Raw genomic sequence first — 14,108 nt, 5'->3', positions numbered from 1 at the left:
ATATATCCTACATGCCGCTATAATAGGCCTGAGAAAACTCAGGCTTATTAACTACATCTATTCTGACAACACTTTTATATTTAACGAACAGGATGCGTTGATCCTTGCCCTGCAGGAAAAACCAAGCAACCGGAACGTGAAATAGACCATCTTCAGGCACAGCAGTATAAACTCTGCCGAATGAACTTCGGCAGCCGTTCTGAAAAGGAATCTCGACATATAGCAATCTGACCCGGCTTCAGAAAAAAAGCGATGCACTGACCGATCAAGCGCCTCACTAGCTGCGCTGGTCTGAGTATACGAAGACCCAACTGTGGGTTTTCCTCGTCATCAGTCCATCATCGCGTATCTAGTGTCAGATCGCGCGATAAAGTCAGTTTCATCTGCCAGCCCACTATGTAACAGGCGAAGAGATCGATAACCATCGCCAGATACAACCAGCCTTGGCTGGTGCGGTGTGGAGTAAGAGGCAGGGCGTAGTCGGACTATTTCCCTGCCTCTCCTCCCCGAACCGGACGTGCACCTTTAAGCGTATCCGGCTCTATTTAAATGCTGGAGAACGCCATTGCCACTTCTTTAAAGCGCGATGTATACGTGTTTCTGGTTTCCGTCCTCAGATAGGGATTACCTTCGGATAGACGCCAGCGGAACAGCTTCTTGCCTTGCCCTACCAGCCGGTATAGTATTTCGCCACTGAGCTTGCCGCGATTGGTTTTACCAAATAAAACCTACGTTTTGCTCTGATACGGTTTCGGTGATTTACACCACCACCTCATCAGGGAAGCGATACCTTTACGGTATTTTCGGGCCAGCTAGTGAGCCAGCTTCCAGAACACGGCACGGTCAATATAACTGAAGACTTTTGCATTAAAATCAATGAACTGGTAGAACGGAGATCAGCCTTTAAGTTTCCGGTTGAGTTGTTCAGCCATATCAACTTTGCTTTCACTGTAATTGCCTGATAACAGTGATGCAGCGAAGTTTCTGGTTTTCTCCTTCGGAATCGTCGAGCCCACCCGCATCCTGCCATAACGACTGCGTTTGCGGATGCTCCTGTGACCCAGAAAGATAAAGCCGTCATTAACATGGGTGATTCGGGTCTTGTCCATGTTAAGCCTGATTTTCAGGCTGTCTTCGAGCACACCCCGACAATCCTCTCTGATAATTTCCCCCTGTGCTTTGGTGCCTTTGACGATAAGCACGAAGTCACCGGCATATTGGCAGTACGCCACAGCGGGTTTCCATTGCCAGTATTCTCTGATTGCAGTACTTCGGCCCCGCTGGATACTGTTATTCCAGTACCAGCGATCCTTTCTGGCTTTCCAGCTCAGGTAGCGTTAGAGCAGATACTGATCGAACTCATTGAGCATGATATTCGACAGCAACGGCGATATTACGCCGCCCTGCAGGCATGCAGCGGGTCACTGCCGCTCAGGTTCACCGCCGCCACACCCGGCGGGATTGTTGGATTTCTCATCGTGAGTTACCGGTTCAATATTCCAGACAGACTTGTGGTTCATTTGAGCATCCATGCTCGCCCTGAACTCCGGGCACACTATAAGTTATATCAGTGACCCAGACCTGAATGGCCCGGACAACGGTGAACTGCCGCTGCACGCGATTAGGGGCAACCACTGAAGGTCGGCCGGCGATACGACGCGGCGCTTTATAGCCGCGTACGGCTTTGATCCAGTTTTGTTGCATAATACGACCCACCCGGTTTTTGCCGCAGGTTTGCCCGATTTCGTTCAAATCGCCATGACCCCGTCCGAAACCATTGTCAGAACGGATTAAGCTGTCTGCCAACTGGCAGTACAGGCGCAGTTACCGGCGTAATTATGACGAAGCTGACGCTTAAATATTTTTGGACATCCTCGACATCATCTGCGATATGCCTGGTTACGGCTATAGACGAGTGTGGGCCATCCTGCGTAAGCGGGGTTGTACAGAAGGGCTGACATCTGTAAACGCCAAAGGGCTTTACAGGATAATGAGCGAGAATAACCTGTTGTTACTGCATTACAAACCGGAACGGCCAAAGCGTGAGCATAAGGGTAAAATCGCAGTAGCAGAAAGCGATATGCGCTAGTGCTCTGGCGGCCTCGCGTTCTCAGCCTTCTGTGCGGCAATACAGCAGCAATATATCTCCACCGGAATATGAGGAAGTGGGGATAGTCAGGAAAGTAGGTATCAGAGGAAAGCTGAGTGTCAGAGGTATCAGTCTGAACGCAGGTAAAGCGTTCAGGAGAGAACAGGTCGTACTTAATGAGATGCAGGAGGATAACTGTTACGAATTATGGTGGTAAAGCAGCAAAGTGGGGGGGAACGACCGGAAGAAACAGTCGATCACCATGAGTAAAGGATGTTAAAAAGTGTTCACCATGTTCTCGTCAGTACCAAAAACAGGGCGCGAGCGTATAGCGAAGTTAGATCTGTCAATTGCATATGGGTATATAAGTAGATAATTTCATGGATTACAAAAAAACGGACAAAAAAGTCAAAAAAAAAATTGATTTGTGTGATTTTAATCTAATTTTTTATTAATTTCGATATTATGTTTTGAGCTTGTTTTTTTTCATTTAATATCGTACCAGCTAAAACAACTCCGTTTAGCTCAAACAAAAAACTCACAGACTCACAGGTATAATGAAAATGAAAAAAATTACTTTATCTATTCTAGCTATTGCAGGAATGGCCGCATCTAACATGTCAACAGCTGCAAGTTTTCAAGATGAGACTACTACTAGTTCCACTATTAGCTTCAGCAGTCCTACAGGACCAATTACTCTGAAAATTACCCCACGCACGGATTTGACCTCTGGCGATTATCAGGAAAGTAAACGACTTGCTTCTATTTCTGTAAAAAGTACTGATAATACACAAAATTTAGGTATTCGTTGGAGTCCTTCAAATACAAATCAGATTCTTCTGAATAATAATTACACAGCGAAAATTATCAACGAAAATGGTGATATCCTTTATGCGAGTTTTAATATTGATGGATTAACCGAAACAAACATTGGTAATGATACCTACTTCGTGAAAAATTCCGCTGGGGGAATCGCTACTGATATCATTAGTGAAGGTCAACAAAATATTGTCCCCGGGAACTATGTCGTAACCTTCGACGCTTCGAGTTACACCGCTTAAGATACTTCTGACACTGCTGGGTGAAATATTCCAGCAGTGTCAACCAATATAGTCTTCGTTACAATCTTTGGACTGACCCCACGCCCGTAGACAAATTCTGTCCTCACGATGAGGCCTGTTCGAAGGCCTCCGGACTGACGCCGCAGAGGTGACTGTGGCGCCGGGCCCGGTTGTAGAACACTTCAATGTAATCGAAGATATCGGCCCGGGCCAGATCCCGGGTTTTATAGATGCGTTTTCTGATCCGCTCTTTTTTCAGCGAACTGAAGAACGATTCGGCCACCGCATTATCCTGGCAGTTGCCACGCCTGCTCATGCTCGGGGCCAGGTTATTAGCCCGGCAGAAGCGCTGCCAGTCGTCACTGCCGTACTGGCTGCCCTGATCGCTATGTACGATAACCTCACCGTCCGGTTTTCGACGCCAGACGGCCATCATCAGCGCGTCGAGAGCCAGTTCGCGAGAGAGAGTGGGCTTCATCGACCAGCCAGCCCTGCCAGGTGCGGATGTAAGTGATGTCTGTAACCCAGACCTGATTGGCCCGGACAACAGTAAACTGCCGCTGCACGCGATTAGGGGCAACCACTGAAGGTCGGCCGGCGATACGACGCGGCGCTTTATAGCCGCGCACGGCTTTGATCCGGTTTTGTTGCATAATACGACCCACCCGGTTTTTGCCGCAGGTCTCCCCGATTTCGCTCAGGTCGCCATGAACCCGCCGGTAACCGTATACGCCTCCGCTCAGTGAATATGAGTCGCGGATAAGCATCAGCAGACGCTGGTTATCTTTATCACGCGCCGAGACCGGGTTGTGCAGCCACGCATAGAACCCGGCCCGGGCGACATTCAGTACCCGACACATCGTCATCACACCCCATACAGTGCGGTGTTCATTGATAAAGCGGTACTTCAGTCGGGCTCCCTTGCAAAGTACCGCGCGGCCTTTTTCAGGATATCCCGTTCTTCTTCGGTGCGTTTTAGCTGCGCCCGGAGTTTCAGGATCTCGCTTTTGGCTTCCAGTAAATCCCGGGCATGCTGTTCGCTGTTATCAGGTTTGATAGCCCGTAGCCACTTGTAGAGGCTGTGCGCAGAAACGCCCAGACGATCGGATACTTCGGCAACGGAATAACCGCGTTCTGTTATCTGACGGACGGCTTCTTCCTTAAATTCAGGTGTAAATCGTGGTGTGCCCATACGCTCCTCCTGTGCTCAAACTATAGGGCAGGATCGTCTACCGGGGCGGGAGCAGCCTATAAGAGCTCAACGGTTGTAACTAATACTGGGGCAGTTCAAACCAAAAGCAAAAAATCATGATTAAACTACATATGCTTGTTTAGGAAGCTAAGAATACTCGCAAAAATGTTATGGAGATTTTTATTAAAATTTTTTTTAAAGTTACTGCTATAAGGTTCGGCCTGTATGCAGTTACTAATGTGAGTTTATGAAAATTTAAGATATCATTCATACTGGAGCAATGTTAGTGCAATTACCGATCGGCATTCTAGAATAAATTGCATTGCCACACTTTATTCTGACTGTCGTATTAATCCACAAAGTCAAGTTCAAAATGGACATTAAAATTCCGGCTTCACGCTTAATAGCGTGCCAGACTAAATATATCAATCCTCGAGTGCAATGCATATCGTAGTCTTGCGCAAAAGCAAAGCTCTTAATTACCACCTTAATTTACCTAGTATATAAGAATGAGTGAATATTAGTGCTGGCAATCAGTGAAGCCTGCACTAATAATTAAATGCCCTGAGAGCTCAAGATTAAATTAAATAAAGCACTCAAGGCATTATTGGCTTAACTTCTAGATACTTATAAGCATACTCAGGCAACATTCCTCGCAAAGTATTTATATCTGTCTCGACAAAAACTCCGATTGTCGGCACTAGCTTTCCAGTATCAATGAAACGGTTTTCAGCACACAGGAACTGATTGGGTGAAAAAGTCCTTGATGGTGATGAAATTAATGCCTTAGAACCTCCGCAATTAATGAACTCATTAGAAAAGACCAGATAGTTTAAAATCCTGATTGATTTTTCTCCACTGTCACCAAAATTTTGCCAGTAACTAACCATCCCATTATTGATGTAGTTATTAAAAATGTAGGTGTCCTGCATAATCCACCAGACATTATTAACATCGTCATATGGTCGTGCATTGAAGGAAATACCTTGCAGATAGTTTCCTGCGAAAATCAGACCTTTAGCGTTACGGAACTTTAACTGCCCAGAAGGATTATCATCGCAAGGCCAACCACCAAAATAATTTTGTACGACTTCAACCTGGTCATACTGCTTGATATATATGTTATGGTCACGGCTAATATCCTCTTTACCTGTTGCTGGATTGAAGAGATACATTTCCTGACTACCTACGAAGAAGTTTTTACGAAATAAGGCTTTCTTCAGATTACTTGTGGAGTACCAGCCAGCAACAAAATCCCCCTGTACGTCGTCGAATGAAATAGAACCAGCTTTGCGCAACTTAAGTAAAATTGCGAGCATCACCTGGGTTTCATCATCGAGCCACGGTTTTGCCGTATCGATATCAACCACTGAACCAAGGAAATTTTGTTCGATAACTAATCCAGGAGCGTTTCCATAAGTACTAAGACCAACCCCCGCATAACCTCTACCACGCATGAAAACGTTACCTTTAATTATATAGGGGTGCGTAGAGCAGGTGAGCTGCGCTACATCAGTAGATGTTATGGTGTTGATAAACACATTATGACTTATGCTTATATTCGTTTTACGTCCGTAGAAGTTCACAATAGCATTATCAAAAATAATATTTTCGATGCTTAACGTGGTGACTGTATTAACATATGTGCAGTCACCAAACATCACAGCATTACCACTATCAGAGATACCTCGGAATACAGTGCCGCTGAAAGAACCTTTCAGCGAATTGTAGGACTTCATAATTACATCATTAGAAAAAAGATAGACTCCAGGCGGAAAGAAAATCCCTTTCTTTGCAGAATTACTAACATCAAGTAACGCGGTCAATTTTTCCGTGAGGTCTTCTCCTGTATCAGGATTAATCCCTGCATCAGGCCCATAGATATAGTCTTTTAAATTCACAGTCAATCCGATATTTAAATCTTTCATATATAGCCCTTATTTTAAATAAGTCATTCTGTCTCTCAAGAAACGCATTTCATGACTTCACATTATTTGTTAAATAAAAAATACAGGAAAGTATTTCAGTAGCATGTTGTGTTTCCAGGCGATAAGATCACTTTCTGGCATACCTGCCTTTGTCTTTTGTTAAGTGCACGCACCATGAAAAGGGCATCTGCTGCCAGACCATCATACTCTCGCAGCTGCCGCACAGTTGCTTCATCTTGTACATGGGCGTTTCCGCTATTTATCGATGACTTTAATTTGTTATTTAGCAAACGCACGGATTCTCCAGCACGGTAACAGGCGTCTTTCGGTGAGGGATCGTGAAACTGTTTTTCTTTAGGTGCATTTCATAGTGACGTGACCAACAGTCTTAAGCTCCTTCTGCTGCGGATGACATTATTTTACTGCGCATATGATGAATTTGGGGTTGGTTTATGATTCAATCACTCCGTTCACTGGCGCGCCCTCATACATGATTTCATGTATAATATTTCAATTTATTCAAGAAAGTGCAGGGCAAACGTGCCATCTCGGTTAATTCGACTATTAATACTTGATTACGATCTCAAACAGGTAAAATATGTTCTTTTAAGCCCTTCAGTTAAGTATAAATTATTACGTATCTTTGACACTTTAAGATAAAAAGGTATACTTATATTTTGCGCCATAAAATACGCCTCAAATAATTCATCAGGAGTGTTATCAAGTTTATGTTTATCTTTATTTACTATGAGCATTTCATAATACAAGCTATTATGTTTGCGGGTATATTCAATGAAGTAAGTCCTGTTTAGTTCATATCTTTTATCATTAAATATTAGCGTACCATTTATATGCATTGTAGCCTTATTGTTAGGTTTCAAAACAAAATCGTAATCACTATCCAATTTAATTGATTCATTGTTTTTATTTACTATAAAATTAACATCTGCGACGCATGTAAATGTTCTATCCACAAAGAAATAATATGTACATAAAAAAAACACAGCAATCAATACCACTGTTATTTGAAAAAACACAAACCCTCTTTTGTTCATGTGAATCACCTTGTTGAGTGCGATATCTTGTAATTCATGCATTGTTCTAAATTTTCACCTTTTTTATTTTTGCATGTGGTATAGAAAATATATTTGCCTCCTTGGGTATTGAAATCTAAATATATATCAACTGAGCTTCCATCTTTAGCGCCGTAACACTCATCAAAATTGAGATCTTTCTTGATGTTATTATCAAAGTTTTTTTTAGGTGCGAATGAGTTATATCCATAAATATTACAAATGCCTATTTTTTCAATCTCACTATAGGTTTTACTCTTAAATTCATTAAAACCAACACTTTCAAAATAAAAATACAAGGATAAAAAAACCAAAGAAAACAATGATAACAAATTCATTATTTTGTATGCGTATGCACTGGGGCTGTAACGACTTTCTTTTTTATTTTCCAACACATCTGGAATTTCATTCTCATTATTATTATCTATATATTTATCACAATAAAATTCGTATCCAACCTTAGGTATTGTTTTTAAATGCAACTCATCGTTAGTCAATGTGTAGTAGCTTTTTCTTATGGCTGCTATGCTATTATTTAAACTAGCATTGGATGGTGCATACCCCCTACCAACCCAGATATTTTCAAGCAACTCCTCCCGTGATATGGTGTTATTACTTTTCTCAAGTAGCTCAGAAAGCACTAACGATGTTATTGGTTGTAACTTAATATAACTTTCAGGCTGCCTTACAAGGGTTAGTGTAAATTCATCTTGGTTAAAGACAACTTGGTTATTGATGATAATATTCATAGCGAACTCAACTATTGAAGTATGCATTCTTAAGTATAATTTAAATTTGTTTTTTTTCAATCCCTTCTATGTTTTATAGCACAAGAACGCTATATTACCCTCATGAAATTGACAAACTGAAGAAAATGGTTCCTATTTTCCAACCCCATTTTTATTCGCACATTACGACCATGCGCGCTTACTGTTTTAACAGAAATATTCATTACTTTGCTGATAGTTCTCTCTGTGGCGCCACGCAATACCAGGCTTAAGAACTCTATTTCTTTTTGTGAAAGGCACTCAAAAGAAAAATTATTTTTTTTGTTTGGTTTTATTATCTTTATTTTTTTTAAAATGGATGGTAGTGATATTTTCATTGCCGATCTTCTATTTCTTAAGATGCTTCCAGCCCCCCCCCCAAAATAAAATGGAGGAGGTGGGATATCTATAAATACCACCTCAAAAGAATCTGCGCAAAAATTTTCAACCATGCTAAAATCCTCATGTGTGATTTTAATAACCTCTACTTTTAAATGACTTAATTTATACCTAAAGACAGATACAACCCCTTCAGCCAGAAAATTATTATCCGTGACAAGGAGTGCTTTGCGTTTATGATTCACATTATACCTTTGTTGTTTTATGGTTCGTACTTCACGTTACTTGAATTTATGAAAACACTCATGATGCTTTTCACTTGATGTCAAAGCTTCTTTAAACTATCTTTGTGATTTAATTATATAATGAATGGGTTTTTACGCTACGTTTGTGGTGGTCAATATATCCTGCACAATAACTTTTCCTGCTGGTATTGATGCGATAACCAGAATTATTACGATAGTCCTTTCATACTTATTCCTGTACCTTTAGGCTAATCTTTAATAGCAGGCACCTTGTCTTCATGGTACGGATTCTGCCTTATCTTTTATGGCCGGTATATAGCAGCTTCTAGGCGAGCCTCATAACGATCAGCCACGACGGTAGTTTCTTCAGATGAAGAATTAAGAGTGGCGTCCATGCCGATATTGCTGGCGGCAGTATTCAGGACGAAGAAGCTCTCGCCCTCCACATCCTTCCAGTTCGCGTTTGGCATCCAAAATTCGACCTTGAGTTTATTGCGTGGATTATAGTAGCCATAAATAACCGCGATTCTCTCACGCCTATAAACTTCCGCCCTTGGCTGGTCTGGAGACCACCGCAAACCGAGCAGACCTGGCCCCTCGGCCTGCAGAGTTATGTTTGCCCATGTTGTACCAGGAGCAAACGTCCCCGGACGCAGGTTAGGTGGCGTGAAGATATTCAGTGTCAGTTGGTTGGCAGGATAAAGAACTTCCACCATTCCCGAGGACTCAGTGATCTGAGATAAGGTAAATGCTCCGGCCTGACTGGTGAGAGCCAGACAAGTGAGTCCGATAGTTTTAATAAAATTTTTCATCCTTATTTCCCTACTAATTGAGCTTGGAATCGCTCAAGGATTATATACCGCAGCCTTAATCTTTACCTCGTATCGACCGGGGAATAAATTACTACTCACAATATTGTTATAAATGCTGCCTTCAGCAAAAATAAACGCTTTTTGATAGGTAACCATTTTCTCTGTTATCTCCCAATAACCTGCAACGGAGTCAGCGGGTAAAAATGTAGTTGGTTCAGAAGTCAAAGGTAAATCATCTATATCCAACAAGGAAAATATCATCCTCGCATTTGTAACACCTGTACCTGGAATAACTGGAGAAATAGCCATTGATTCAAGACCTTCGGGGTTAGCAAAAGCGAAAGCGATATATCGCGGCACCTTGGTTTTAATCTCAAACTCCGCGACTATACGGCGTCCTAGCTGGCCAGCAAACGCGCCAGCAGGTAGCACATAGCCAGTGACATCAAGCTCAAAGGCATCAGCAGGCGCCTGAAAGGTTACGAGCGTCTCTGCCGTACCGCCATCAGAAAATACTGCTCGATCGCTGAAGTCAGCGGCGAGGACGGATGCTGACGACCATATCAGGGCACTGGCAAAAACCAGTTTTTTCATTTTATAAATCATCTTTTTTCCATTATTCTGGGTTTTGACCCTGCTGAAACACACTTTACGGATTCCGAAGATTACTGGCCTTTCGTACCCATGGTCACAGTAAAAGGAGTTGTGTTTTAGAGGCTCAGCACCGTTGACGCCCCGATAAGCAACCGCCACATGCCGGGGCTTGCCTCCTGATGGCCGTCCGTAACTATCCTGAAATTGACACTGTTCTGACTACTCAGAATACGCAGGCCACGTCCTGCATCTTCTGCGGTCGCCGGCTCGTCGGTCTCAATCCTGACCCGAAGTGGAAGACCTGTACCACCGGGGGAGGTGAGTGCAAGACGATAATCGCCAGCATCCTGACCTCCTTCCAGCCACAGACGGAAACCTTCATGCGGCCCATTCCAGGTCACCCGCCCCCTTCCGAGCAGGGAGCCGTCTGCAACAGGCCCGGCGGTTCGGGTCGCTTCCGGGCGAAAATCGATATGCGGAATGTCTGCCGATGCCGGAAGCGACTGCAGGAAACTCAGGATTATGGCGACCAGGGTCGCCCGCAAGATTGCATTCAGAATTCTCATCTAATTCTCCTGTGGGTGCCGTCAGCGGCACGTCGCCTGTATGGTATGGACGCCTGAAGCTCCCGGACTTGCAGGGAGTGTATAGTTTGCACTGCACTCGCTTCCGCTCCAGCGGACTAAAGCACGGGACGGTTATCCTCACGCACCAGCGAGAACACAACCTCCCGGCTGTCCACTCGCTGGCCATTGAGCAGAATGTCGACCATATAGGTTCCCGGCAGTTGCGCACCTTCGTTAAAAAGGCTTATGTCTGCTCCGACCCCGGCCTCTCCCAGCATAGCCGGGTCGAAAGTATAGGTGCGTGCGGCCGCAGACTCTGAAAACAGTGTCAGGCAGGTCAAAACGGCAGGCACGCAAAATATCGCAGTAATACGCATGGTTTGATGGCTCCCCGGAAAACTAAAGATGAAAATCATCACTGAATACGGGCGGTTACCTGCGCGCTATCACCGCCCAGGTCGTTAATCACCACATACTTCAGCTCGCTGGCCGGACCGGTACCACCGGATACGGTGTAGATGCGACTGCTGAACGGCGCGATATAGTCCGGGGCATCAATGGATTTTCCACCCACAGAGATGGTCTTGAGGTTAATGAAATAAGGCGAGTTATTCATCGCCCGCACCCCTTTAGCATCGCGGTACCAGGTGAGCTCTGAGCTTGCCGCTTCCGGGGTGCTGCTCAGACCTGCAGGCCGTGTAAAGAGTTTGATGCACTGACGAAGCTTAACCTTAACGTCAAGTGTGGCGCTGCCGTTTTTGGCGTCCTTGCGCTCATCCCAGGCGTCCCCTTTTTCAGGCGGGATACCTGTCACGCAGAACCAGTTGAGGGATTCACGATCCTTCGGGCTGCTGTCGCCGGTCATTATGATGCGCACACGGCTCTGCTGGCCTGCGTCAAGTCTGAACAGGGGAGGGGTAACCGAGAACGGTACACGGCTCCCACCATCATCAGGAGAAACTTCGCTCTGGGCAAGAACAGGGAAATCGTTCGGGTTATTGATAGTGACGGAAACCCCTGTCGAGCCCGGTGTGTATATCAGACGGGTTGCACTTAGGCCGACAGAGTAGGTGGTGGTCTTCTGCTCCAGTTTGGTTTGTGGCTCCGCTGAGCTGGCGGAAGGCATAACGAAAATAAGCGCGAGGAACAGCGGCGCGCGGGTAATATGGGTGTTTTTCACCAGAAACTCCAGTCAGTAAAAGCAGTAAGCAGCATTCCTGCATCCAGGCAATAAAACCGCAGTTCTGCATCTTTGTGGCGCTTGATTCCAGGATAAAGCAGGATTGCCGGGCGGAAAATCAGGGCGCATCCACAAAATGAAGCATCCTGCGGACAAGATTAAAGTGTTCCTCAAATCTGCCTGAAAAAACCGCAAGGCAGGCGCATAGTGGCTTTAATTTACCGCTGCGCATGATGCAGCAATGCGGCGACGGTTTATGGAATTAGGTCGCTCTAATTGCGGAAAAATAATAGGAAGGACAGGGTGGTTATTGAAAGATAATATTTCAATTACATAAATATTAATTTATAGCGCTATGTATAACCTTTACAGCAGCATATAATGTCGCGGCGGCGGCGAGTGGAGGGTGGAGGGTGGCACTATATAAGAGTCCGAATGGCGAAGCAGATAAGCCAGTTCGCAGCCGGATGTAAGGAGCGGGCGGCTGAGGGAAGCAGCAGTGGGAACTAACTGAGGCTGCTGCGAGGGATCTGCAGGAGAAAAATAGGCTGACACGTAGCATAATGCCCTAATATTTCATTAGACTACATATTATTGAGCAATCTGAATTACTATTGTTTATCCTGCACGCATGCAAAATATCTTTTTTCATGCTACTTTATTAAGTACAGCCTCCCGTATATTAAGATGCCAGATACTATGAAAAACTTAGAATTTCCGATATGGCTTTTTAATGCATTTGTCTTCTTTGTAATCTTTATTTCAGGTCTCGCATTCAGTTACTGGAAAATGGAATCAATGCTTGAGCAACAGACACGCAATCAGCTTGTGCAGGCCGCAGTAAGAGTTGAGGCAATATTAGGGCATGCAAAGTCAGCCTCTGAAAAAGGCGCCATGTATGCTGGAAGTACCTGCACAGATTCGGTTCTTTCAGCTCTGCGGGCACATGTTGCTGCAATTCCTGATGTCCGTTCTATTAATCTTGCTAAGTACAATCAGATTTACTGTACAACTGTCTACGGCAGCAGACATTTTGACGTTGATGGAAAAGATTACACGCAGGGAAAACTGTTACTGCTTAATGGAAACGAACTGACACCTTACCGCTCTCTTATTGTCTATCGTAACCTTACGAGCTATGGAAATTCTGTGCTGGCCGGTGTCGATGGGTATTATCTGTACAATATACTGAAGCTAATAGACAGTAAATCACATTTTTATATACAGGTAGGTAATAAATTTATGAGCAAGGATGGTATCGTTATCACCCAGCTAGGAGTTGAGAAAACGATCTCTCAAGATTCTTCGCTGTATCCTTTCTCAATCGTAGCGGATATTTCACAGATATACACATTTTCTACTTTCCTGCAACATTCCTGGGATTCAATAGCTTTAGTTGTATTTTTTTCGGTTCTGACCAGTTTTCTTATGAGCCGGTACGTTCTTTATCGTAAAACGCTTGATGCCCGTCTTCATAAAGCGATAAAAAAAGCTGAAATCTCACCCTGGATCCAGCCGATTTATGATGCAGAGAATGAGCAAATTGCAGGCGGTGAGATACTTCTTCGCTGGTTAGAACCCGGTAAGGATTATATCGCACCCGATATATTTATCAAACTGGCGGAAGAGAACGGCACTATTAAAGAACTGACAAGCATCTGCTTTATAAATACGGCAAAAGAATTGAAAGAATTCAGTTTCGCCGGCTATACTCCTCTCATTATTTGTTTCAACGTAAGTGCATGGCATTTTAAAAACAAAGACATACTCTCATTATGTGATTATTTTTCACGGTTTGTTTCACCCAATCTTTTCCGTATCGTCCTAGAGGTAACCGAAAGGGAAATAATTACCGACAGTTTAGAAACACAGGAAGTTATAGAGTCATTAAAAGAACGTCATATTGCATTGTCATTGGATGACTTTGGAACAGGAAATGCCAACTACAGCTATGTAAAGCTTTTCTCTCCTGACTATCTAAAAATCGATAAGATGTTTACTTCCGGTGTTGAAAATGATAGAGTTTGTCAATATGTGATTTCCAGCATTATTAATCTGGCCAGAAAGCTGGGCTGCGCTATAATAGCTGAAGGTGTAGAGAACGAGACACAAAAACAAATGCTGAGAGCAATGGGGGTGACACATTTTCAGGGTTATTATTTCAGTATACCTGTACCTTTAAATGAGTTTAAAAATATGCTGGAACAAACTCGGGCAGCCGATGATAATGCCGTTCAAGGTTACGAGTGAAAAGTTCCAACC

The 14,108-nt window shown here is 43.9% G+C and carries 10 protein-coding genes and 8 pseudogenes; 5 read left to right on the top strand and 13 right to left on the bottom strand.

Annotated features, from left to right (window positions below; translation table 11 throughout):
• Positions 1-46: 46 nt before the first annotated feature.
• A pseudogene (locus ELK40_RS00635) lies at positions 47-269 on the top strand (IS66 family transposase); the annotation flags it as partial.
• A gap of 78 nt (positions 270-347) precedes the next feature.
• Here the strand turns inward: ELK40_RS00635 and ELK40_RS00630 are convergent.
• The 3 pseudogenes from ELK40_RS00630 to ELK40_RS00615 all read right to left on the bottom strand — a co-directional run.
• Positions 348-467: pseudogene (locus ELK40_RS00630) on the bottom strand (IS3 family transposase); the annotation flags it as partial.
• A gap of 78 nt (positions 468-545) precedes the next feature.
• Positions 546-1,406 (bottom strand): annotated as a pseudogene (locus ELK40_RS22820) (reverse transcriptase domain-containing protein); the annotation flags it as partial.
• 151 nt (positions 1,407-1,557) lie between these two features.
• Positions 1,558-1,776, bottom strand: a pseudogene (locus tag ELK40_RS00615) (IS3 family transposase); the annotation flags it as partial.
• 1 nt (position 1,777) lies between these two features.
• Between ELK40_RS00615 and ELK40_RS00610 the strand changes: the two are divergent.
• From ELK40_RS00610 to ELK40_RS00605, 3 genes and pseudogenes are all read left to right on the top strand, one after another.
• A pseudogene (locus ELK40_RS00610) lies at positions 1,778-2,086 on the top strand (IS3 family transposase); the annotation flags it as partial.
• Between the two features lie 4 nt (positions 2,087-2,090).
• Positions 2,091-2,369, top strand: a pseudogene (locus ELK40_RS22815) (IS481 family transposase); the annotation flags it as partial.
• 283 nt (positions 2,370-2,652) lie between these two features.
• Positions 2,653-3,150: a hypothetical protein gene (locus ELK40_RS00605; RefSeq protein WP_127728972.1), complete on the top strand. Its 498-nt coding sequence runs from the start codon at positions 2,653-2,655 to the stop codon at positions 3,148-3,150.
• A 103-nt stretch (positions 3,151-3,253) separates the two neighbouring features.
• Here ELK40_RS00605 and ELK40_RS00600 read toward each other — a convergent pair.
• The 10 genes and pseudogenes from ELK40_RS00600 to ELK40_RS00550 all read right to left on the bottom strand — a co-directional run bounded on the left by ELK40_RS00600 (position 3,254) and on the right by ELK40_RS00550 (position 11,846).
• Positions 3,254-4,342 (bottom strand): annotated as a pseudogene (locus ELK40_RS00600) (IS3 family transposase).
• A 596-nt stretch (positions 4,343-4,938) separates the two neighbouring features.
• Positions 4,939-6,270, bottom strand: a complete 1,332-nt coding sequence (locus ELK40_RS00590) for a glycosyl hydrolase family 28-related protein (RefSeq protein ID WP_127728970.1) — start codon at positions 6,268-6,270, stop codon at positions 4,939-4,941.
• Positions 6,271-6,845: 575 nt separating this feature from the next.
• Positions 6,846-7,325 (bottom strand): FidL-like protein, encoded by a 480-nt coding sequence (locus ELK40_RS00585; protein WP_164850602.1) that lies wholly within the window; start codon positions 7,323-7,325, stop codon positions 6,846-6,848.
• A gap of 5 nt (positions 7,326-7,330) precedes the next feature.
• Entirely contained in the window at positions 7,331-8,092 is a 762-nt protein-coding gene (locus ELK40_RS00580; protein WP_164850601.1) for a winged helix-turn-helix domain-containing protein, read from the bottom strand.
• A gap of 89 nt (positions 8,093-8,181) precedes the next feature.
• Positions 8,182-8,694, bottom strand: coding sequence for a helix-turn-helix transcriptional regulator (locus ELK40_RS00575; RefSeq protein ID WP_127728964.1), 513 nt, complete (start codon positions 8,692-8,694; stop codon positions 8,182-8,184).
• A 302-nt stretch (positions 8,695-8,996) separates the two neighbouring features.
• On the bottom strand, positions 8,997-9,506 hold the full coding sequence (locus ELK40_RS00570) for a hypothetical protein (RefSeq protein WP_127728962.1): 510 nt from the start codon (positions 9,504-9,506) through the stop codon (positions 8,997-8,999).
• 33 nt (positions 9,507-9,539) lie between these two features.
• On the bottom strand, positions 9,540-10,112 hold the full coding sequence (locus tag ELK40_RS00565; protein WP_127728960.1) for a hypothetical protein: 573 nt from the start codon (positions 10,110-10,112) through the stop codon (positions 9,540-9,542).
• A gap of 104 nt (positions 10,113-10,216) precedes the next feature.
• Entirely contained in the window at positions 10,217-10,666 is a 450-nt protein-coding gene (gene afaD / locus ELK40_RS00560; protein ID WP_127728958.1) for an AfaD family invasin, read from the bottom strand.
• A gap of 146 nt (positions 10,667-10,812) precedes the next feature.
• Positions 10,813-11,019 (bottom strand): annotated as a pseudogene (locus tag ELK40_RS22660) (FimD/PapC N-terminal domain-containing protein); the annotation flags it as partial.
• A 62-nt stretch (positions 11,020-11,081) separates the two neighbouring features.
• The gene (locus ELK40_RS00550) at positions 11,082-11,846 is read right to left on the bottom strand and encodes a fimbria/pilus periplasmic chaperone (protein ID WP_127728956.1); all 765 of its coding nucleotides are present in this window, start codon (positions 11,844-11,846) and stop codon (positions 11,082-11,084) included.
• Positions 11,847-12,545: 699 nt separating this feature from the next.
• Here ELK40_RS00550 and ELK40_RS00545 point away from each other — a divergent pair.
• Positions 12,546-14,096: a cyclic diguanylate phosphodiesterase gene (locus tag ELK40_RS00545; RefSeq protein WP_164850600.1), complete on the top strand. Its 1,551-nt coding sequence runs from the start codon at positions 12,546-12,548 to the stop codon at positions 14,094-14,096.
• The last annotated feature ends 12 nt before the right edge of the window (positions 14,097-14,108 follow it).

The sequence above is a fragment of the Enterobacter sp. N18-03635 genome (assembly GCF_004006055.1).
Classification (GTDB): domain Bacteria; phylum Pseudomonadota; class Gammaproteobacteria; order Enterobacterales; family Enterobacteriaceae; genus Enterobacter; species Enterobacter vonholyi.
Note: the sequence above shows the minus strand (reverse complement) of the source record. Positions and strands in the feature narration are given on the sequence as shown.

Bases quoted from the DNA above. Each gene is read 5' to 3' on its own strand.
- ELK40_RS00605 (WP_127728972.1), top strand. From the start codon at position 2,653: ATGAAAAAAATTACTTTATCTATTCTAGCTATTGCAGGAATGGCCGCA.
- ELK40_RS00590 (WP_127728970.1), bottom strand. From the start codon at position 6,270: ATGAAAGATTTAAATATCGGATTGACTGTGAATTTAAAAGACTATATC.
- ELK40_RS00585 (WP_164850602.1), bottom strand. From the start codon at position 7,325: ATGAACAAAAGAGGGTTTGTGTTTTTTCAAATAACAGTGGTATTGATT.
- ELK40_RS00580 (WP_164850601.1), bottom strand. From the start codon at position 8,092: ATGAATATTATCATCAATAACCAAGTTGTCTTTAACCAAGATGAATTT.
- ELK40_RS00570 (WP_127728962.1), bottom strand. From the start codon at position 9,506: ATGAAAAATTTTATTAAAACTATCGGACTCACTTGTCTGGCTCTCACC.
- ELK40_RS00565 (WP_127728960.1), bottom strand. From the start codon at position 10,112: ATGATTTATAAAATGAAAAAACTGGTTTTTGCCAGTGCCCTGATATGG.
- afaD (WP_127728958.1), bottom strand. From the start codon at position 10,666: ATGAGAATTCTGAATGCAATCTTGCGGGCGACCCTGGTCGCCATAATC.
- ELK40_RS00545 (WP_164850600.1), top strand. From the start codon at position 12,546: ATGAAAAACTTAGAATTTCCGATATGGCTTTTTAATGCATTTGTCTTC.